We start from the raw sequence: 20,334 nt of genomic DNA, 5'->3' as shown, positions 1-20,334 counted from the left end.
CCAGCAGACCATGACTGAGTCCGTTCTTGACTACATGACCCGATTGGGTCGCGCCGCCCGCGAAGCTTCCCGCGTCATCGGCCGTGCCAGCACCGCGCAGAAAAACCGCGCCCTGCTGGCTGCCGCCAATGCCCTGGATGCCGCCCGCGCCGAGCTTGCGGCAGCCAATGAACAGGATCTGGCCGCCGGTCGCGCCAACGGTCTGGAACCGGCATTGCTGGAACGTCTGGAGCTGACCCCGGCACGCATCGACGGCATGATCGTCGGTCTGCGTCAGGTCGCAGCACTGCCGGATCCGGTCGGTGCGATCCGTGACATGAGCTTCCGTCCGTCGGGCATTCAGGTCGGCAAGATGCGTGTCCCGCTGGGCGTGATCGGGATCATCTACGAATCCCGTCCCAACGTGACCATTGATGCCGCCAGTCTGTGCCTGAAGTCCGGCAACGCGACGATCCTGCGCGGCGGTTCCGAAGCGATTCATTCCAACCGCGCGATTGCCGCTTGCATCCAGCGCGGTCTGGCCGAAGCCGAACTGCCGGCCGCCGTGGTGCAAGTGGTGGAAACCACCGACCGCGCCGCCGTTGGCGCGCTGATCACCATGCCCGAATACGTCGACGTGATCGTACCGCGCGGTGGCCGTGGCCTGATCGAGCGCATCAGCCGTGACGCCCGGGTGCCGGTGATCAAGCACCTGGACGGCATCTGCCACGTCTATGTCAGCGAACACGCCGACTTGCCGAAAGCCCAGCGCATTGCCTTCAATGCCAAGACCTATCGCTATGGCATTTGTGGTGCGATGGAGACCTTGCTGGTCGATCAACGTGTTGCGAAGGATTTCCTGCCGTCGATGGCCAAACAGTTCCGCGAAAAGGGCGTCGAGCTGCGGGGGTGTGAACGCACCCGGGCGATCATCGAAGCCGTAGCGGCGACCGAAGAAGACTGGAGCACCGAGTACCTGGCGCCGATCCTGTCGATCCGCGTGGTGGATGGTCTGGATCAGGCCATCGAACACATCAACCATTTCGGCTCCCACCACACCGACTCGATCGTCAGTGAAAACCTCGCCGACACCCGCCAGTTCGTGGCTCAGGTCGACTCGGCGTCGGTGATGATCAACACCCCGACCTGCTTCGCCGACGGATTCGAATACGGATTGGGTGCCGAGATCGGCATTTCTACTGATAAGCTGCACGCCCGTGGCCCGGTGGGCCTGGAAGGACTGACCTGCGAGAAGTACATCGTGGTCGGTGATGGCCAGTTGCGCGGCCAGGCGACGGTCTGACTTGTCCGACCTCGACCTGAAAGCGCCGAAACCCGGCAAGAGGTCCCGTCCCCGGCGCATTGGCGTACTGGGCGGGACGTTCGACCCGGTGCACGTCGGCCATTTGCGTGGCGCGCTGGAAGTCGCCGAAGCGCTGGGGCTCGATGAGCTGCGCATGATGCCCAGCGCCCGGCCGCCACACCGCGATACGCCGCAGGTGTCGGCGCAGGACCGGCTGGCAATGGTTGAATGTGCGGTGGCCGGTGTGCCGCCGCTGGTGGTGGACGCCCGCGAATTGCAGCGGGACAAACCGTCCTGGACCATCGATACCCTGGAGTCGCTGCGTGCCGAAATGGCCGCCGAGACCCAGGTTTTTCTGCTTCTGGGCTGGGACGCGTTTTGCGGCCTGCCCACTTGGCACCGCTGGGAAGAGTTGCTCCAGCATTGCCACATCCTGGTGCTACAGCGCCCGGACGCCGACAGCGAACCGCCGGATGCCTTGCGCAACCTGCTGGCAGCGCGTTCGGTGAGCGACCCGCTGGCCCTGAAGGGGCCGAGCGGACAGATTGCATTCGTCTGGCAGACACCGCTCGCGGTTTCCGCCACCCAGATCCGTCAACTGCTGGCCAGCGGTAAGTCGGTACGTTTCCTGGTGCCCGACGCGGTCCTGGCCTACATCGATGCGCACGGTCTGTACCGTGCGTCGAACTGAACAAGGCGTGCTTCACTGATACGAATCCACGTGTCGCCAAGCCGCCGAAAATATGAGCAAAACGAGTTTTATATGACTGACAAAGACCAAACCAAAGTAAAGCGCAAAGGCACATTCAAGAGCGCCCCGCTGCCAGAACCGGTCAACACCAACGAACCGCTGAAGGGCGACGAACTGGTCAAGGTGGCCGTTGCAGCCCTGGAAGACGTCAAGGCCCAGGACATCCAGATCATTGATGTGCGCGACAAGCAGAGCATCACCGACTACATGATCATCGCCACCGGTACCTCCAACCGCCAGATCAACGCGATGCTGGACAAGGTTCGCGAAGAAGTGAAAAAGCAGGGCGCCAGGCCGCTGGGCGAAGAAGGCAAGGGCGACAGCGACTGGGTGCTGCTGGACCTGGACCTGGTGATCGTGCACATGATGACTGCCTCGGCACGTCAGTTCTACGACCTGGAACGCCTGTGGGCCGGTGCCGAGCAGAGCCGTGCGGCGGACGCCAAGCACCACAGCCCGGAAAACACCCACGAGCATTTCACCAAGCTCAACAAAGACCAGCTGTAAGGGATTGCTGTGCGACTGCGACTGATCGCCGTCGGTTCACGCATGCCCAAGTGGGTGGAAGAAGGCTGGCATGAGTATGCCAAGCGTCTTCCATCCGAGCTGGCGCTGGAACTGGTGGAAATTCCGCTCAATACCCGTGGCAAGAACGCCGACGTGGCCCGCTTCATCCGTCAGGAAGGCGAAGCCATGCTGGCCAAGGTCGGGCAGAACGAGCGGATCGTCACCCTCGAGGTTCATGGCAAGCCGTGGAGCACCGAGCAACTGGCGGTCGAACTCGATCGCTGGCGCCTGGACTCGCGCACGGTCAATTTCATGGTCGGTGGCCCGGAAGGGTTGGCACCGGAAGTCTGTGCCCGCGCGGATCAGCGCTGGTCGTTGTCGCCGCTGACGCTGCCGCACCCGCTGGTGCGCATCCTCATCGGCGAGCAGTTGTATCGTGCCTGGACCGTGCTGTCCGGCCACCCTTACCACAAGTAATCCGCCCTCATGTCTCAGCCGATCCGCATCAAGGACCACGAAAAAGACGCCCGTCTGGTGCGTGGTCGCGTCGTGTTCGGCGCAATTGCGGTGGTGGCGCTGATCTGCGTGCTGATTGCGCGCCTGTATTACCTGCAGGTGATTCAGTACGAATATCACTCGACCCTGTCGGAAAACAACCGGGTTCACGTTCAGCCGATCCCGCCGACCCGTGGCCTGATTTTCGACCGCAACGGCGTGGTGGTGGCGGACAACCGTCCGAGCTTCAGCCTGAGCATGACCCGCGAGCGCTCCGGCGACTGGCAGCAGGTGCTCGACGTGATCGTCGAGGTCTTGCAGCTGACGCCTGAAGACCGGGTGATCTTCGAGAAACGCATGCGCCAGGGCCGCCGGCCGTTCGAGCCGGTGCCGATCCTGTTCGAACTGACCGAAGAGCAGATCGCCCGGATCGCGGTGAACCAGTTCCGTCTGCCGGGCGTCGAGGTGGTCGCGCAGTTGGTGCGTCACTACCCGCAGGGCGCGCATTTCGCGCACTCGGTGGGTTACATGGGGCGGATCAACGAGAAAGAGCTGAAGACCCTCGATCCGGTCAACTACAGCGGCACCCACCACATCGGCAAGACCGGCATCGAGCGCTTTTACGAAGCCGAGCTGCACGGCCAGGTGGGTTACGAAGAGGTCGAGACCAACGCCCGTGGGCGCGTCCTGCGCGTGCTCAAACGGACCGATCCGGTGCCGGGCAAGGACATTGTCCTGAGCCTCGACATCAAATTGCAGGAAGCTGCCGAGGCCGCGCTGGGCGGTCGGCGTGGCGCGGTGGTGGCGCTCGATCCGAAAACCGGCGAAGTGCTGGCGATGGTCAGTCAGCCGAGCTTCGACCCGAACCTGTTCGTCACCGGCATCAGCTTCAAGGCTTACGCCGAGCTGCGTGATTCCATCGACCGGCCGCTGTTCAACCGTGTATTGCGCGGTCTGTACCCGCCGGGCTCGACGATCAAGCCGGCGGTGGCGATTGCCGGTCTCGATGCGGGCGTGGTGACGGCGTCGAGCCGGGTGTTCGACCCCGGTTACTACATGCTGCCCAACTACGATCACAAGTACCGCAACTGGAACCGCACCGGGGACGGCTTCGTCGACCTCGATACGGCGATCATGCGGTCCAACGACACCTACTTCTATGATCTGGCGCACAAGCTGGGCATCGATCGGTTGTCGGCCTATATGAACAAGTTCGGCATCGGCCAGAAGGTCTCGCTGGACATGTTCGAAGAGTCCCCCGGCCTGATGCCGTCCCGCGAGTGGAAACGCGCGACCCGGCGTCAGGCGTGGTTCCCCGGCGAAACCCTGATTCTCGGGATCGGCCAGGGCTACATGCAATCGACCCCGCTGCAACTGGCCCAGGCCACGGCGCTGGTGGCCAACAAGGGTGTGTGGAACCGCCCGCACCTCGCCAGGACCATCGAAGGCGAGAAGCCCAAGGATGAAAATCCGATGCCGGACATCATCCTTCGCGATCCGTCGGACTGGAACAAGGTCAACCACGGCATGCAGCAGGTGATGCACGGTGCCCGTGGCACCGCGCGCAAGGCCTCGATCGGCGCGCAATACCGGATCGCCGGCAAGTCGGGTACGGCACAGGTCGTGGCGATCAAGCAAGGCGAGAAGTACGACCGCTCCAAGGTTCAGGAGCGCCACCGTGACCATGCCCTGTTCGTCGGTTTCGCGCCGGCGGATGACCCGAAAATCGTGGTGTCAGTGATGGTCGAGAACGGTGAGTCCGGTTCCGGCGTCGCGGCACCGGTGGTGCGCCAGGTCATGGATGCCTGGCTGCTGGATCAGGACGGACGGTTGAAGGCCGAATACGCCAGCCCTATCAGTGCGGAGGCTACGGCCCGTGATGAATAATTTCGATCGCATGCTCTCCAGCGAGGATGTGATGCGTCGCCGGGCGACGCTGCTGCAACGTTTGCATATCGACGGCCCGTTGCTGGTGCTGTTGTTGATCCTGGCCGCCGGCAGCCTGTTCGTACTGTATTCGGCCAGCGGCAAGAGCTGGGACCTGTTGGCCAAACAGGCCACGTCGTTCGGTATCGGCCTGGTGTCGATGATCGTCATCGCCCAGTTCGAGCCAAGGTTCATGGCGCGCTGGGTGCCGCTCGGCTACGTGATCGGGGTGGTACTGCTGATGGTGGTGGACATCATGGGCCACAACGCCATGGGCGCGACCCGCTGGATCAACATCCCCGGGGTGATCCGCTTCCAGCCCTCGGAATTCATGAAGATCCTGATGCCGGCGACCATCGCCTGGTACCTGTCCAAGCGCACGCTGCCGCCGCAGCTCAAGCACGTCGGCATCAGTCTGCTGCTGATCGGCGTGCCGTTCGCCCTGATCGTGCGTCAGCCGGATCTGGGCACTTCGCTGCTGATTCTGGCCGGTGGCGCCTTCGTCTTGTTCATGGGCGGGCTGCGCTGGCGCTGGATTCTCAGCGTACTGGCGGCGGCGATTCCGGTGTCGGTTGCGATGTGGTTCTTCATCATGCACGACTACCAGAAGCAGCGGATCCTGACGTTCCTCGACCCGGAAAGCGATCCGCTGGGTACCGGCTGGAACATCATTCAGTCGAAAGCCGCCATCGGTTCCGGCGGCGTGTTCGGCAAGGGCTGGCTGCTGGGCACCCAGTCGCACCTGGACTTCCTGCCGGAAAGCCACACCGACTTCATCATCGCGGTACTCGGCGAAGAATTCGGCCTGGTGGGCATTTGCGCGCTGTTGCTGATCTATCTGTTGCTGATCGGTCGCGGCCTGGTGATTACCGCCCAGGCGCAGACGCTGTTCGGCAAATTGCTGGCCGGCGCTCTGACCATGACGTTTTTTGTTTACGTTTTCGTCAACATCGGTATGGTCAGTGGCCTGTTGCCGGTGGTGGGGGTGCCGTTGCCGTTCATTAGCTACGGCGGAACTTCGCTGGTGACGCTGCTGTCAGCGTTTGGGGTTTTGATGTCGATCCATACCCATCGCAAGTGGATCGCACAGGTTTGAATAAGGTGAAGAGTTCAATGCAAGTAATGCGTGACTGGGCGACACGATACGCACCGTGGCTCGGCCTGGTAGGCATCCTTGGCAGCGCGCAGGAAGCGTTGGCCGGCGATTACGAAGGCTCGCCCCAGGTGGCCGAATTCGTCGGTGAAATGACCCGCGACTACGGTTTTGCCGGCGAACAGCTGATGGCCGTGTTCCGCGAAGCCCAGCGCAAGCAGGCGATTCTCGACGCCATTTCCAAACCCGCCGAACGGGTCAAGCAGTGGAAAGAATACCGGCCGATGTTCATCACCGACGCGCGCATCGCCCGCGGTGTGGACTTCTGGCGCCAGCACGAGGCCACCCTGGCCCGCGCCGAGCAGGAATACGGTGTTCCAGCCCAGGTGATCGTGTCGATCATCGGCGTTGAGACCTTTTTCGGACGTAATACCGGCAATTACCGGGTGATCGATGCCTTGTCCACGCTGGGTTTCGACTATCCTCCCCGTGCCGAATTTTTCCGCAAGGAGCTTCGTGAGTTCCTGCTGCTGGCCCGGGAAGAGCAGGTCGACCCGCTGACCCTCAAGGGTTCCTATGCCGGGGCGATGGGTTTGCCGCAGTTCATGCCGAGCAGCTTTCGCGCCTACGCGGTGGATTTCGACGGCGACGGCCACATCAATATCTGGAACAACCCGGATGATGCGATCGGCAGCGTCGCCAGCTATTTCAAGCGTCACGGCTGGGTCGCCGGTGAGCCGGTAGTCAGCCGCGCGGATGTCCGTGGCGAGCAGGTGGATGAAGGCCTGACCACTGGCATCGAACCGACGAAAACCGTCGGGGAGTTGCGAGCGCTGGGCTGGTCGAGTCATGATGCGCTGCGCGATGACATGCCGGTCACCGCATTCCGCCTGGAAGGCGACAACGGCCCGGAATACTGGATGGGCTTGAAGAATTTCTACGCAATCACGCGTTATAACCGCAGCGTGATGTACGCCATGGCCGTACATCAACTGTCTGAACAGCTGGTACAAGCACGGGGCGTCAAGTAATGCGGGCATTGCCTATCAATAAACCCCTGAAGCTGGTGGCTTTCGCTGCGTTGGCGGTGCTGGTCGCCAGTTGCTCGACCAGCCGTTCGCCGAGCCAGAAGCCGACCACCGCCGTACGTTCGCAGCCGGGCCTGGACATCAACCGGGCCCACAAGGATGGCGCGCCGTGGTGGGATGTCGATGTGTCGCGTATCCCGGACGCCACGCCGACCCTGCACACCGGCCCGTACAAGGCCAACCCGTACACCGTGCTGGGCAAGACCTACTTCCCGTTGCAGGAATCCAAGACTTACGTGGCCTCCGGCACTGCGTCCTGGTACGGCACCAAGTTCCACGGTCAGAACACCGCCAACGGCGAGGTCTACGATCTGTACGGCATGAGTGCCGCCCACAAGACATTACCGCTGCCGAGTTACGTTCGGGTGACCAACCTGGACAACAACAAGAGCGTGATCCTGCGGGTCAATGACCGCGGGCCGTTCTACTCGGACCGGATCATTGACCTGTCCTACGCCGCCGCCAAGAAACTCGGTTATGCCGAAATCGGCACCGCGCGGGTCAAGGTCGAAGGCATCGACCCGCAGCAATGGTGGGCCGCCAAGGGCCGTCCGGCGCCTTTGATGCTCAACGAGCCGCAAGTCGCGCAGAATAGCGCCCCGGTGATCACGGCCTCGGCCGGCACCGTCGAGCAATGGACTCCGCCGCCGCAGCAGCACGCCGCGGCCGTCGTGCCAGTCCAGCTCGATGCAAAAAAAAACGCTTCTGCACCAGCGTCTGGCCAGTATCTGCAGGTGGGCGCGTTCGCCAACCCGGACGCTGCAGAACTCCTGAGGTCGAAGCTCAGCGGGATGGTGAGCGCTCCGGTGTTCATCAGCTCGATCGTGCGCAATCAGCAGACCCTGCACCGGGTTCGCCTGGGACCGATCGGTTCGCCGGGTGAAATTGCCCAGGTACAGAACAGCGTGCGCCTGGCCAACCTCGGTTCGCCAAGTGTGGTCACCGAGTAAACGTAGGACTTGATTGACGGTTCACCAGCGATTGGGGGGTGAACCAGGTTGTTGGCTCGTCGAAGAACAAAAGCCCGGCAAGGGTGACTGGAGTGAGCAACTGAACACGCGATGCTCGTAGGGTTTGCTCGAAAGCTCGCCGAGCGGCGATCAGGCAAGGCAAAAACAGGTGAGGAAGCGGAGTGTAGGGGACCTACATGAGCATTCCGAATCTGTTTTTAACGCAGCATGATCGTCGCGCAGGCAGGTTTCGGGCAAAGCCTGAAAGACATCTGATTAAATTTTGTCCGCTAGGACAGTTTCCATTAGCGATTTCGAGAGACGGATGAACATCACCACCTTTGCCAAACGCCTGTGTCTGCTAGTCCCGCTGCTCCTCTCGCCAGCCGCCTTCGCGGCCGAGATGATGCCGTCGCCACCACAACTGGCCGCCAAATCCTACGTGCTCATGGATGCCAACAGCGGCAACGTGCTGGTGGAGAACAACGGTGACCAGCGTCTGCCGCCGGCCAGCCTGACCAAGCTGATGACCGCGTACATCGCCACGCTGGAAATCCGTCGCGGCCAGATCGGTGAAAACGACCCGGTGACCGTCAGCGAAAACGCCTGGCGCACCGGCGGTTCGCGGATGTTCATCAAGGTCGGCTCGCAGGTCACTGTCAGCGACCTGCTGCACGGCATCATCATCCAGTCCGGCAACGACGCCAGCGTCGCGGTGGCTGAACACATCGCCGGCAGCGAAGACGCCTTCGCCGACCTGATGAACAAGACCGTCGCCGATCTGGGCATGACCAATACCCACTTCATGAACCCGACCGGTCTGCCGAACCCCGAGCACTACTCGTCGGCTCACGACATGGCGATCCTGGCGCGCGCGATCATCCACGAAGACCCGGCTCACTACGCGATCTACTCGCAGAAAGAATTCTTCTGGAACGGCATCAAACAGCCTAACCGCAACCTGCTGCTGTGGCGCGACAAGACCGTCGACGGTCTGAAAACCGGTCACACCGACGAAGCCGGCTACTGCATGGTGTCCTCGGCCGTACGTGACGGCATGCGCCTGATCGCCGTGGTGTTCGGCACCAACAGTGAAGTGGCTCGTGCCGCCGAGACCCAGAAGCTGCTGACCTACGGTTTCCGCTTCTTCGAAACCCAGACCTTCTACCAGAAGGGCACCGAACTGGCTCAGGCCCCGGTGTGGAAAGGCACTACCAGCCAGGTCAAGGCCGGTCTGGCTCAGGACCTGACCATGACCCTGCCGAAAGGCCAGCTGAAGAAGCTCGCTGCCAGCATGACCATGAACCCGCAACTGACCGCGCCAATCGCCAAGGGCGACGTGATCGGTAAAGTCGAAGTGAAACTGGACGACAAGGTGGTGCACAGCGCCGACCTGATCGCCCTGGACGCTGTCGAGGAGGGTGGTATCTTCCGCCGCATGTGGGATAGCATCCGTCTATTCTTCTACGGCTTGTTCAACTGATTTGAGTTGACCTGCATGGCCCCGTTCCGATCCGGAGCGGGGCCTTGTTCGTTACCGGGCTTACGCTTACGAGGCCGTTACGCCATGACCGATACCGAAGTAAAGGCGCCAAAGATCGAATTTCCCCAGGTTGATTATCCGGTTAAGGTGATCAGCGATACGGGCGTCGGCAACAAAGACAAGATCATCGACATCGTCAAGAAACACGCCAGGATCAACGATGAGCGTGTCGACGAGCGTCAAAGCAGCAACGGCAAGTACACCACCATCCAGTTGCACATCGTCGCGACCGATCAGGATCAGCTGTACAACATCAACAGCGAACTGCGGGCTACCGGTTTCGTGCACATGGTGCTGTGATGCCCGGCACGCTGGGCTTTCGCGAGCTTGGCCAGATGGCTTACGAGCCGGTCTGGCAGGCCATGCAGCGTTTTACCAACGAGCGTGGCACCACGGCCCCGGACGAAATCTGGCTGGTGGAACACCCGCCGGTGTTCACCCAGGGTCAGGCCGGCAAGGCCGAGCACCTGTTGCTGCCGGGAGACATTCCGGTGGTGCAGGTCGACCGCGGCGGTCAGGTGACCTACCATGGACCAGGCCAACTGGTAGCCTATCTGCTGCTGGATGTGCGCCGACTCGGTTTCGGCGTGCGCGATCTGGTCAGCCGCATGGAGCGCTGCCTGATCGAACTGCTGGCCAGCTACGGCGTGACCGCCGTGGCCAAGCCGGATGCTCCCGGCGTCTACGTCGACGGAGCGAAGATCGCTTCTCTGGGTTTGCGGATTCGCCACGGTTGTTCCTTTCATGGCCTGGCCCTGAACGTGGACATGAACCTGGAACCGTTTCGACGGATTAATCCCTGCGGCTACGCCGGGCTGGCGATGACCCAGCTGAGCGAGCACGCAGGATCGATTGAATTTGCCGAGGTAAGTGCCCGGCTGCGCGCGCAGCTCGTCAAACACCTCGACTATGCTGAGCAGACGACCCTGACGGGCGGAATCGACTGATATGACTACTGATGCAGTGCAAACCATGATCCCGACGCTCGACGTGACCGAGCGCCCGGCCCCGCGTCCCAAGGTTGAAGCCGGCGTCAAGCTGCGCGGCGCCGAGAAGGTTGCACGCATCCCGGTGAAGATCATTCCGACCACCGAACTGCCGAAGAAACCCGACTGGATCCGCGTGCGCATCCCGGTTTCGCCGGAAGTCGACCGCATCAAGAGCCTGCTGCGCAAACACAAGCTGCACAGCGTCTGCGAAGAGGCCTCCTGCCCGAACCTGGGCGAGTGCTTCTCCGGCGGCACCGCGACCTTCATGATCATGGGTGACATCTGCACCCGTCGCTGCCCGTTCTGTGACGTTGGCCACGGCCGTCCGAAGCCACTGGACGTCAACGAGCCGGAAAGCCTGGCCATCGCCATCGCCGACCTGAAACTCAAGTACGTGGTGATCACCTCGGTTGACCGTGATGACCTGCGTGACGGCGGTGCCCAGCACTTTGCCGACTGCATCCGCGAAATCCGCAAACTGTCACCGAACGTACAGCTTGAGACCCTGGTTCCGGACTACCGTGGCCGCATGGACATCGCCCTGGAAATCACCGCCGCCGAGCCGCCGGATGTGTTCAACCACAACCTGGAAACCGTACCGCGCCTGTACAAGGCTGCGCGTCCGGGTTCGGACTACCAGTGGTCGCTGACCCTGCTGCAACGCTTCAAGCAGATGATGCCGCACATCCCGACCAAATCCGGCCTGATGCTCGGCTTGGGCGAGACCGACGACGAAGTCATCGAAGTCATGAAGCGCATGCGCGAACACGACATCGACATGCTGACCCTGGGCCAGTATCTGCAACCGTCCCGCAGCCACTTGCCGGTGCAGCGTTTCGTGCACCCGGACACCTTCGCCTGGTTCGCCGAGGAAGGTTACAAGATGGGCTTCAAGAACGTCGCGTCCGGCCCGTTGGTGCGTTCTTCGTACCACGCTGACGAGCAAGCGAAACTGGTCAAGGCCGAGCTGCTCGGTTCCTGATTAAGCGCTGAATGAAAGAATGCCCGCCGGGGTTTATCGCCCGGCGGGCATTTTTTTGCCCGGCCTACACGCGTTACTGACTTTTCCTGCAATCTGCGGCGCAGCCGAGCCTCTTCTGTTTGTCGCCGTTCCTGACTACTGTGTGAGCATGACTTCACACAGGGAGATCCATGGATGACCGTTCGACCGACCCACACCCTTTTTCCGCACAAGTCTGTGCCCGCACTGCCGTCGGAAGGGCTGATCGGCGTCATTGCGCCCGCCGGCCCCGGCACGCTGGATACCGAAAAGGCCGTTCAGTGGATGCGCGCCCGGGGTTACGGCTTACGGGTGTTCCCGGGCGTCTATGAAAAGGACGGTTATCTGGCCGGCAGCGACGAGGTGCGGCTCAACGATCTGCACGCGGCGTTCGCTGACGAAGAGGTCGATGCGATCATTTGCCTGCGCGGTGGTTACGGCACGCCAAGGTTGCTGGATCGGATCGATTACGACCTGCTGAGCCGTCATGCCAAGCCCTTCGTCGGTTACAGCGACATCACCGCACTGCACCTGGCCATCAGTCGCTACGCCGGGTTCGTGACCTTTCATGGGCCGTTGTTGAATGCCGATCTGCTGGGGGACAAGGAACCGCCGACGGTGACCTCGTTCTTCGCCATGCTGCGCGGTCAGTTGAAGGCCGGCAGTGTACTGAGTCATCCAGCGGCTTATCCGTTGACCACCGTGGAGCCCGGCATTGCCCACGGGCGTTTGCAGGGCGGTAATCTGGCAATGATCGCCTCGACTCTTGGCACGCCTTACGAAATCGATGTCGAAGGGGTGATTCTGCTCATCGAGGACATCAACGAGCCGCTGTACCGGATCGACCGCTTGCTGACCCAGATGCGTCTGGCGGGCAAGTTGGCCAGATTGCGCGGCGTGTTGGTCGGGGATATTGCGGGGGTGGATGTCGATGCGCTGAATCGCCTGCTCAAGCAGACCTTCGAACCGCTGCGGATTCCGGTGCTGTCAGGATGGCGTAGCGGGCACTGTAATCCGAACCTGACGCTGCCGTTGGGGGCGCTGGTTCGACTGGACGCAGGGAAGAAGGAGTTGATGCTGGAACAGGATGTGGTGATTCGCTGATCGAGCCGCAAAAAAAGACCGCCGCCTGAAGAGGCGGCGGTCTTTTTGTTTTTACTGGTTGCGCAGGCTTTCCAGCAGCTTGTGCGTCGGATAACCATCCGCCGGCCAGCCAAATGACTGCTGCGCAGCGCGAATCGCCTTGCGCGTATTGGCACCGATGATCCCGTCGGCGGTGCCTGCGTCGTAGTTTCGCGCGGTCAGCAGGTTTTGCAGTTCGATCCGCTCGGTGCGGCTCAACGGCAGGTCGTCTTTTGGCCAGGTGCCATTGATGAGGCCGGCGCCGTTGAAGCGCTCGGACAACAGGCTGACGGCCAGTGCGTAGGACGACGAATTGTTGTACTTGAGGATCGCCCGGAAGTTATCGAGGATCAGGAACGCCGGGCCACGGTAGCCAGCCGGCAGCAGCAGGGCGGCGGACAGTTGCTCGGAGCCGGCCGGCACCTGGCCGCCGTTCGGCAGGATCACGCCCAGTTGCCGCCATTCAGCGACGCTCTTGCGAATCGCGCCATCGGCCAGGGTGTAGTTGAAACTGCTCGGCAGTTGCACTTCGAAGCCCCACGGCTGGCCACGCTGCCAGCCGGAGCTTTGCAGGTAATGCGCGGTGGAGGCCAATGCGTCAGCCGGGCTGCCCCAGATGTCGCGGCGACCGTCACCGTCGAAATCCACGGCGTGGGTGTTGTAGGTGGTCGGGATGAACTGGGTCTGGCCCATGGCGCCGGCCCAGGAACCGAGCATTTTCTCCGGGGTGATGTCGCCCTGTTGCAGGATCTGCAGCGCCGCAATCAGCTGCGCATGGGCAAAGCCCGGACGGCGACCTTCATAGGCCAGGGTCGCCAGCGAGTTGATCACCGACTTGCTGCCCTGGAACTGGCCGAAGTTGCTTTCCATCCCCCACACCGACACCAGCGCCTGGCGATCGACGCCATAACGCTGCTCGATGCTTTGCAGAATGTCGGCGTACTGGCTGATCAGTGCCTGGCCTTTGCGCACGCGCAACGGCGACAGTGCGCCATCCAGGTATTCCCAGACCGGCCGGGCGAATTCCGGCTGGCTGCGGTCGGCGCGAATTACGCTGGCATCGAAGCTGACATTGGCGAATGCGCGGTCGAACAGGTCGGCACGAATGCCGGCGGCCAGAGCGTCCTTGCGGAAACCAGCCTGCCATTCGGCAAAGGTCTGGGTCGGTTGCAGGTCGAGATCGTCACCGGACGGCACTACCGGCGGGATGACCGCTGGGGCTGTGGCAACGGGGACGGTCTGAAGCGGTTGAGCGTCAGCGGCGGTGGGTTTTTCCGCGCAAGCGACGAGCAATACGAAGCTGGAGGCAGCGATCAGTTGGCGAAAGGGCCAACGACGGGAAAGACTGAGGGGCATGCACGGGTCCAGGGAATACGAATCAGGTGCAGACCTTAACATGAGGAAGGGGTGCTGCGCTTCAAGCGGCCAGAAAGTAAGAAGCCTCCCAGCTGTCAGACTGGAAGGCTTCGCGGCGGTAGCTGCCTTTACCCTTGGTTGGTCGTTCCTGGCGGCTGCGGAACAGGGGTTGGGCGACGATGGATTTGGCCTTGTTGTGGCCATGTTTCGATGGCTTTTTACTCATGATGATTCTCTCGATTGAGTGAGGTTTTGCGCGGCAGATAATCTGCCGATCCAGAGCGTCTGTCTATAGGACCGACGGTGGGATGTTCTGTAGGAAATGGACTCGGTAAAAAAAACGGGATCACAGCGCGCGATCCCGGATTTCATTCGGCAGGCAACGTCAGGCGCTGACCGGCCATCAGCAACGCCAGTCGGCTCAGGCTCATCCACGGTGAGCCGGCTGCCTGGCCCTTGATCTGCGCATCGATGCGCTGGGCTTCGAGCAGCAACTGCGCCCAGCGTTGCGCCGAGTAGCGTTGCAAGGCCTTGCTCATCAGCGGTTTGCGCTTGTCCCAGACCGGCGGCTTGGCCTGACTGAAGCATTTGTCCAGCGGTGTGCCCTGGCTGTATTGCAACGAGATGTTGGCCAGCAGCCGTAACTCCCGAGCCAGGGCCCAGAGGATCACCGGCGGCTCGACCCCTTCACCGCGCAGCCCTTCGAGCATGCGCAGGGCGTGGGCCGGTTCGCCGTTGAGCACTGCATCGGTCAGGCCGAACACGTCGAAGCGCGCACTGTCGGCCACGGCCGCCTGTACGGTTTCGATGGTGATCTGCCCGCCCTCGGCCATCAGCTTGAGCTTTTCGATCTCTTGCGCAGCGGCGAGCAGGTTGCCTTCGACCCGCGCGGCAATCAGTTCGACTGCGTCCTGACTGGCCGACAAGCCGGCCTGGGACAGGCGCTGACGAATCCAGCTCGGCAGCTGGTTGGCGTCCACCGGCCAGATCTGCACGAACTGGGTCTGCTGACCTTCGACCAGCGCCTTGCCCCACTTGGTTTTCTGCGCGCTACCGTCCAGCTTCGGCAGGCTGATCAACAGCACCGTGTCTTCAGCCGGGCGCGAGCAGTATTCGATGAGTGCGGCAGCGCCCTTGTCACCGGGCTTGCCCGAAGGCAGGCGCAGTTCCAGCAGGCGTTTTTCGGCGAACAGCGACATGCTGGCGCCGGCCTGCAGCAACGTCCCCCAATCGAAATTGGCGTCGGCGGCAAAGACCTGGCGTTCATCGAATCCTTGCTGGCGGGCAGCGGAGCGAATGGCGTCGGCGGCTTCCTGACACAGCAGCGGGTCATCGCCGCTGATGATGTAGACCGGCGCAAGAGCGCCTTGCAGGTGTTTGCCGAGTTGGGCGGGAGCGAGCTTCATAAGAGAGGGCGAACGGGGCGCCTGAGCGCCCCGAACGTCTTACTGCTGCGGCAGTTCGAGCGGCGACTGACGCGGGGTTTCCGCTTCAGCCTTCTGTGCCGCTTCGAGGGCGTCGGCCTCTGCCTTGGCACGGGCATTGGCGGTTTGCTGCAGAGCGTCCAGCTGTGCCGGCGTCAGCTGTTGCAGACGCAGCATCATGCGCTGTACCAGCTCGCGGCGGGTTTCACGGCGTGCATCGTTGGCTTCCTGGTCGGAACCCACCAGGTTGTTGCCGTCGTGGATGAACACTTTCTGCACTTCAAGCTTGTCGCTTTTGAGCAACAGGTCCTTTTCGCCGCGGATATCGTAGGTCAGCACGGTGCTCACCTGATATTCGCCAGTACGACCGGCGCCCGCGTAGCTGAGGATGCGCTGGCTTTCCTGCTCATCGGACAGGTAAAGCTTGTACGGCGCACCGGAAACGACCTTGACGCCGCTGGCCTCCAGCACCTGACGCAGTTGCGTCACGGTTTCGCCGTAGGCGTTGCGGGCGCTCAGATCGAGCTCCTTGATCGACAGTTCGTTGGTGCCGGTACCACGCAGCTGGAAACCGCAGGCGCTCAACAGGACGGCGAGGCCCATCACCAGCAGATTGCGTTTGATCATTGTGTTGCTCCCCTTGAAACCATGTGGGCCGACTCTGTGGCCCGAAAGGTTTTACTGGGCGTCAGGCACACCTGACGCCCGATCCAATTAGCTGGCGACGATATTGACCAGTTTCCCGGGCACTACGATCACTTTGCGAATCGTCAGGCCGTCAACGAAACGCAGTACGTTCTCGTTGGCACGGGCTGCCGCTTCGACTTCTTCACGGGTGGCGGCGGCCGGCATTTCGATCTGGCCACGCAGCTTGCCGTTGACCTGGATCACCAGGGTCAGGCTGTCCTGAACGAGTGCGCTTTCATCCACCACTGGCCAGCCGGCGTCGATCACAGGGTCGGCGTGGCCCAGTTGATTCCACAGTTCGTGGCAAATGTGCGGGGTGATCGGAGCCAGCAACAGCGTAACGGCTTCCAGACCTTCCTGAACCAGCGCGCGATCCTGTTCGGTGGATTGTGCTGCTTTTTCCAGCACGTTCATCAGCGTCATCACCTGGGCGATGGCGGTGTTGAATTTGTGGTTCTGGCCAACATCGTGGCTGGCCTGCTTGATGGCCTGGTGAATCGCGCGACGAACGGCTTTCTGCTCGTCGTTCAGGCCGGCGATGTCCAGTTTGCCCGGCAGGCCCTGAGTGACGTGGGCCTGAGCCAGACGCCAGACGCGCTTGAGGAAGCGGTGCGAACCTTCAACGCCGGAGTCGGACCACGCGGCGCTCATGTCGGGCGGCGAGGCGAACATCATGAACAGGCGGCAGGTGTCCGCGCCGAACTGGTCGATCATCGATTGAGGGTCGACGCCGTTGTTCTTCGACTTGGCCATTTTCTCGGTGCCGCCGATTTCCACCGGCAGACCGTCGGTTTTCAGTCTGGCGCTGGTGACGTTGCCCTTGCCGTCGCGTTCGAGATCGACGTCCGCCGGGTTGAACCAGGTGTAGGCGCCGTTGGCTTCGCGGCGATAGTAAGTCTCGGCAATCACCATGCCTTGAGTCAGCAGGTTCTTGAACGGCTCGTTGGAGCTCACGAGGCCTTCGTCGCGCATCAGCTTGTGGAAGAAACGCGCGTAGAGCAGGTGAAGAATGGCGTGTTCAATGCCGCCGATGTACTGATCCACCGGCAGCCAGTGGTCGGCCGCGGATTTTTCCACCAGACCGCCTTCGAAGTGCGGCGAGGCATAACGGGCGTAGTACCAGGACGACTCGACAAAGGTGTCCATGGTGTCGGTTTCACGCTTGGCAGGCTGGCCGCATTTCGGGCAGCTGCACTCGTAGAACTCGGGCATGCGCGCCAGCGGCGAACCGGCGCCGTCCGGCACCACGTCTTCCGGCAGGACGACAGGCAATTGATCTTCCGGCACCGGCACGTCACCGCAGGCATCGCAGTGGATGATCGGGATCGGGCAGCCCCAGTAGCGCTGGCGGCTGATGCCCCAGTCGCGCAGGCGGAACTGGGTGCGCGAGGCGCCCAACTCTTTCTTGATCAGGGCGACTTCCATGGCGTCGAACGCGCCAGCGAAGTCCAGGCCGTCGAACTCGCCGGAGTTGATCAGCGTGCCGTGCTCGCCGTAGGCGTCTTGCCATGGCGCCGGGTTGGTTTCACCGGAGCTGGTGCGAACCACCGATTTGACCGGCAGGTTGTACTTGTGGGCGAACTCGAAGTCGCGCTCGTCGTGCGCCGGCACAGCCATGACCGCGCCGTCGCCGTAGTGCATCAGTACATAGTTGGCGACCCACACCGGCAGTTTTTCGCCGGTCAGCGGGTGCTCGACGAACAGCCCGGTCGGCAGGCCTTTCTTCTCTTGAGTGGCGACGTCGGCTTCGGCGACGCTGCCGCCCTTGCATTCGGCGATGAACGCTTGCAGCTCAGGGTTGTTCTTCGCGGCGAGAGCGGCCAGGTGGTGCTCGGCAGCCACGGCGACATAAGTCGCGCCCATCAAGGTGTCCGGACGGGTGGTGAAGACTTTCAGGGTGCCGGTTTCGCCGATCGAGTCAACGTTGTACGGGAACTGCACTTCCATCCCGCGCGACTTGCCGATCCAGTTGCGCTGCATGGTCTTGACCTGCTCGGGCCAGCCGGTCAGTTCGTCGAGGCTCTCCAGCAGCTCATCCGCGTAGGCGGTGATCTTGAAGTAGTACATCGGAATTTCGCGCTTTTCGATCAGCGCGCCGGAACGCCAGCCGCGACCGTCGATCACCTGTTCGTTGGCCAGAACGGTCTGGTCGATCGGGTCCCAGTTCACGGTGCCGTTCTTGCGATAGATCACGCCTTTTTCGAACAGGCGGGTGAACAGCCATTGTTCCCAGCGGTAGTAATCCGGTTTGCAGGTGGTGACTTCGCGCGACCAGTCCACCGCCAGGCCCAGGCTGCGCAGCTGGGATTTCATGTAGGCGATGTTTTCGTAGGTCCACTTGGCCGGGGCCACGTTGTTCTTCATCGCGGCGTTTTCCGCCGGCATGCCGAAGGCGTCCCAACCCATCGGTTGCAGAACGTTCTTGCCGAGCATGCGCTGGTAGCGGGAGATCACGTCGCCGATGGTGTAGTTGCGCACGTGCCCCATGTGTAGCTTGCCGCTGGGGTAAGGGAACATCGACAGGCAGTAGTAGGTTTCCTTGCCTGGCTGTTCACTGACTTCAAAGGACTTTTGCTCGTCCCAGAACGATTGGGCGGCGGCTTCGATTTCACGGGGCTGATATTGTTCGTGCATGGCTACTTTTGTACTGGATAGGGGTGGCCTAATCCTCTTCAATGCGACGTCCCGGGCATGTCGGACGAGCTGGAAGTGGAGTTACAGGAAGCGCCGTAGCATACATGACCGCGCTTGGCCTAGGGAAACCCTGATTGCAGCCGTTTGACCGGCCGAAATTGCGGCGAGGGCCGTTGGTCGCGGCACGCAGCCGGTTTGTGCAGCGAAGCTAAGCTCTAACTGGGGAGTGAGTCTTATCTTCAATGAGGTGAGGGATGGTGGAGTCACAGCAAAAAAACGTTACCAAACCCGAGTTGTACGAGCGGTTGATCGATCGTCTTGGGATGGCCCTGGACGCGGCAAAAACCGCTGGAAGGCTGCGCGACGAGCGCCCCCTGGAGCTGGAATTGCGTGGCTTGAGTCCCGCCGAGTTCAAACTGGTCAAGGCCTATCTGGATCGCAGTGAGCGTGAAACCCACGGATACCTGTCACAAGCAGTGAAACAGCTCGATGCTGCCCATTCGGCCAAGGTCATCTGGCTCAAGGACAAGGCACCCGGCAGAGACGCCGTCAAAGTGCGGACTCTGCAGGCCAAGTAAACGCATGGCAGGTCAAAAAGCGGATCTTTTTCAACGGGATCCGACCCTACTGGTTGTCGCGCTGTATCAACCCACTTAGGCTTCGGGCATCTCTGGAGATGCTCGATGCCTTTTCGTTATTTCATTAAACAACTTCTATTGCCGCCAGGCCTTCTTTTGCTGCTGTTGCTGGCGGCCTGGTGGCTGCGTCGCTCGCGGCCACGGCTGGCCGGGCTGTGCTTTGCCCTGGGTTTTGGCGGCTTCTTGCTGATGAGTCTGCCGGTGGTCGTGCAGTGGGGCGCCAAAGCTCTGGAACGTGAGCCGCCGCTGGCCCGGGAAGCATGGGCAAGCCTGGCGCAGCGCGCCGATGCGATTGTGGTGCTGGGCTCAGGACGCGAGCGCGGCGATCTGGCCTGGGGCGAAGATCAGCCGACCGGTGTTGGACTGGAGCGCCAACGTTACGCGGCGCGACTGGCCAAGGCGTCGGGGTTACCGATTCTGACCAGTGGTGGCCTGCATTACGGTACGCCGCCGACCGAGGCGAAGCTGATGGCGGATTCGCTACGCGATGACTTCGGCGTGACCGTGCGCTGGCAGGAAGGGGAAAGCCGAACCACGTGGGAAAACGCCGAATTCAGCGCCAAAGTGCTGTTGCCGGAAGGCGTCAAACGCATCGTGCTGGTGACCCAGGCCTGGCACATGCCGCGAGCGGTGTGGAGTTATCAACAGGCTGGATTTGAAGTGGTGCCGGCGCCGGTCGGTTTCCTCGGCACGGACAATGCACGACCGTTCGGCGGCTGGCTGCCGGAATTCAAGTCGATCTGGCAGAGCGGGCAATTGATGAACGAGGCGGTGGGGCAAATCGGCTATTCGCTGTTCTATCGAAGGGATGACCGCGCCGAATGATCACTCCCGCGCAAGACGCGGGAG

At 61.9% G+C, this 20,334-nt stretch carries 20 protein-coding genes; 15 read left to right on the top strand and 5 right to left on the bottom strand.

The annotated features are described in order from the left end of the window. Positions 1 to 10 precede the first annotated feature (10 nt). The 13 genes from ACEN93_RS13120 to ACEN93_RS13060 all read left to right on the top strand — a co-directional run bounded on the left by ACEN93_RS13120 (position 11) and on the right by ACEN93_RS13060 (position 12,728). Positions 11 to 1,282: a glutamate-5-semialdehyde dehydrogenase gene (locus ACEN93_RS13120; RefSeq protein ID WP_039771866.1), complete on the top strand. Its 1,272-nt coding sequence runs from the start codon at positions 11 to 13 to the stop codon at positions 1,280 to 1,282. Next, positions 1,251 to 1,973: a nicotinate-nucleotide adenylyltransferase gene (gene nadD / locus ACEN93_RS13115; protein ID WP_039771865.1), complete on the top strand. Its 723-nt coding sequence runs from the start codon at positions 1,251 to 1,253 to the stop codon at positions 1,971 to 1,973. Before ACEN93_RS13120 ends, nadD begins: the two co-directional genes overlap by 32 nt. A gap of 72 nt (positions 1,974 to 2,045) precedes the next feature. Further along, positions 2,046 to 2,540 carry a ribosome silencing factor gene (rsfS, locus tag ACEN93_RS13110; RefSeq protein WP_064382180.1) on the top strand — a complete coding sequence of 165 codons (495 nt, stop codon included), beginning with the start codon at positions 2,046 to 2,048 and terminating at the stop codon, positions 2,538 to 2,540. A gap of 9 nt (positions 2,541 to 2,549) precedes the next feature. Beyond that, a complete protein-coding gene (gene rlmH / locus ACEN93_RS13105; RefSeq protein ID WP_009051038.1) occupies positions 2,550 to 3,017 on the top strand; it encodes a 23S rRNA (pseudouridine(1915)-N(3))-methyltransferase RlmH in 468 nt (155 codons plus the stop codon). 9 nt (positions 3,018 to 3,026) lie between these two features. Continuing rightward, positions 3,027 to 4,922, top strand: a complete 1,896-nt coding sequence (mrdA, locus tag ACEN93_RS13100; RefSeq protein WP_074691583.1) for a penicillin-binding protein 2 — start codon at positions 3,027 to 3,029, stop codon at positions 4,920 to 4,922. 31 nt (positions 4,923 to 4,953) lie between these two features. Next, positions 4,954 to 6,057, top strand: coding sequence for a rod shape-determining protein RodA (rodA, locus tag ACEN93_RS13095; protein ID WP_050761190.1), 1,104 nt, complete (start codon positions 4,954 to 4,956; stop codon positions 6,055 to 6,057). A 17-nt stretch (positions 6,058 to 6,074) separates the two neighbouring features. Further along, complete coding sequence (mltB, locus tag ACEN93_RS13090; protein WP_007958658.1) at positions 6,075 to 7,085, top strand: lytic murein transglycosylase B; 1,011 nt, start codon at positions 6,075 to 6,077, stop codon at positions 7,083 to 7,085. Further along, the gene (locus tag ACEN93_RS13085) at positions 7,085 to 8,092 is read left to right on the top strand and encodes a septal ring lytic transglycosylase RlpA family protein (protein WP_011336096.1); all 1,008 of its coding nucleotides are present in this window, start codon (positions 7,085 to 7,087) and stop codon (positions 8,090 to 8,092) included. The genes mltB and ACEN93_RS13085 overlap by 1 nt, the downstream gene beginning before the upstream one ends. A gap of 325 nt (positions 8,093 to 8,417) precedes the next feature. After that, positions 8,418 to 9,575 (top strand): D-alanyl-D-alanine carboxypeptidase family protein, encoded by a 1,158-nt coding sequence (locus ACEN93_RS13080; RefSeq protein ID WP_011336095.1) that lies wholly within the window; start codon positions 8,418 to 8,420, stop codon positions 9,573 to 9,575. 84 nt (positions 9,576 to 9,659) lie between these two features. Then, complete coding sequence (locus ACEN93_RS13075) at positions 9,660 to 9,935, top strand: DUF493 domain-containing protein (RefSeq protein ID WP_011336094.1); 276 nt, start codon at positions 9,660 to 9,662, stop codon at positions 9,933 to 9,935. Continuing rightward, on the top strand, positions 9,935 to 10,582 hold the full coding sequence (lipB, locus tag ACEN93_RS13070) for a lipoyl(octanoyl) transferase LipB (RefSeq protein ID WP_039771855.1): 648 nt from the start codon (positions 9,935 to 9,937) through the stop codon (positions 10,580 to 10,582). Before ACEN93_RS13075 ends, lipB begins: the two co-directional genes overlap by 1 nt. Before the next feature lie 25 nt (positions 10,583 to 10,607). After that, complete coding sequence (gene lipA / locus ACEN93_RS13065; RefSeq protein WP_162130488.1) at positions 10,608 to 11,606, top strand: lipoyl synthase; 999 nt, start codon at positions 10,608 to 10,610, stop codon at positions 11,604 to 11,606. Positions 11,607 to 11,780: 174 nt separating this feature from the next. Further along, positions 11,781 to 12,728 carry a S66 peptidase family protein gene (locus tag ACEN93_RS13060; RefSeq protein WP_074691579.1) on the top strand — a complete coding sequence of 316 codons (948 nt, stop codon included), beginning with the start codon at positions 11,781 to 11,783 and terminating at the stop codon, positions 12,726 to 12,728. 51 nt (positions 12,729 to 12,779) lie between these two features. Here ACEN93_RS13060 and ACEN93_RS13055 read toward each other — a convergent pair whose 3' ends face one another. The 5 genes from ACEN93_RS13055 to leuS all read right to left on the bottom strand — a co-directional run bounded on the left by ACEN93_RS13055 (position 12,780) and on the right by leuS (position 18,847). Beyond that, positions 12,780 to 14,102, bottom strand: coding sequence for a lytic murein transglycosylase (locus tag ACEN93_RS13055; RefSeq protein WP_039771851.1), 1,323 nt, complete (start codon positions 14,100 to 14,102; stop codon positions 12,780 to 12,782). Between the two features lie 61 nt (positions 14,103 to 14,163). Continuing rightward, the gene (arfA, locus tag ACEN93_RS13050) at positions 14,164 to 14,328 is read right to left on the bottom strand and encodes an alternative ribosome rescue factor ArfA (protein ID WP_007958672.1); all 165 of its coding nucleotides are present in this window, start codon (positions 14,326 to 14,328) and stop codon (positions 14,164 to 14,166) included. A gap of 142 nt (positions 14,329 to 14,470) precedes the next feature. Further along, positions 14,471 to 15,508, bottom strand: coding sequence for a DNA polymerase III subunit delta (gene holA, locus ACEN93_RS13045; protein ID WP_039771848.1), 1,038 nt, complete (start codon positions 15,506 to 15,508; stop codon positions 14,471 to 14,473). Between the two features lie 39 nt (positions 15,509 to 15,547). Next, the gene (locus tag ACEN93_RS13040) at positions 15,548 to 16,153 is read right to left on the bottom strand and encodes an LPS-assembly lipoprotein LptE (RefSeq protein WP_039771846.1); all 606 of its coding nucleotides are present in this window, start codon (positions 16,151 to 16,153) and stop codon (positions 15,548 to 15,550) included. Between the two features lie 87 nt (positions 16,154 to 16,240). Beyond that, complete coding sequence (gene leuS / locus ACEN93_RS13035; protein WP_039771845.1) at positions 16,241 to 18,847, bottom strand: leucine--tRNA ligase; 2,607 nt, start codon at positions 18,845 to 18,847, stop codon at positions 16,241 to 16,243. A 254-nt stretch (positions 18,848 to 19,101) separates the two neighbouring features. Here leuS and ACEN93_RS13030 point away from each other — a divergent pair, with 254 nt between their 5' ends. Together ACEN93_RS13030 and ACEN93_RS13025 are read left to right on the top strand one after the other, a co-directional pair. Continuing rightward, entirely contained in the window at positions 19,102 to 19,425 is a 324-nt protein-coding gene (locus ACEN93_RS13030; RefSeq protein WP_039771843.1) for a hypothetical protein, read from the top strand. 105 nt (positions 19,426 to 19,530) lie between these two features. Further along, positions 19,531 to 20,310 carry a YdcF family protein gene (locus ACEN93_RS13025; protein ID WP_074691573.1) on the top strand — a complete coding sequence of 260 codons (780 nt, stop codon included), beginning with the start codon at positions 19,531 to 19,533 and terminating at the stop codon, positions 20,308 to 20,310. Positions 20,311 to 20,334 lie beyond the last annotated feature (24 nt).

The sequence above is a fragment of the Pseudomonas sp. Pseusp21 genome (genome assembly GCF_059492145.1).
Note: the sequence above shows the minus strand (reverse complement) of the source record. Positions and strands in the feature narration are given on the sequence as shown.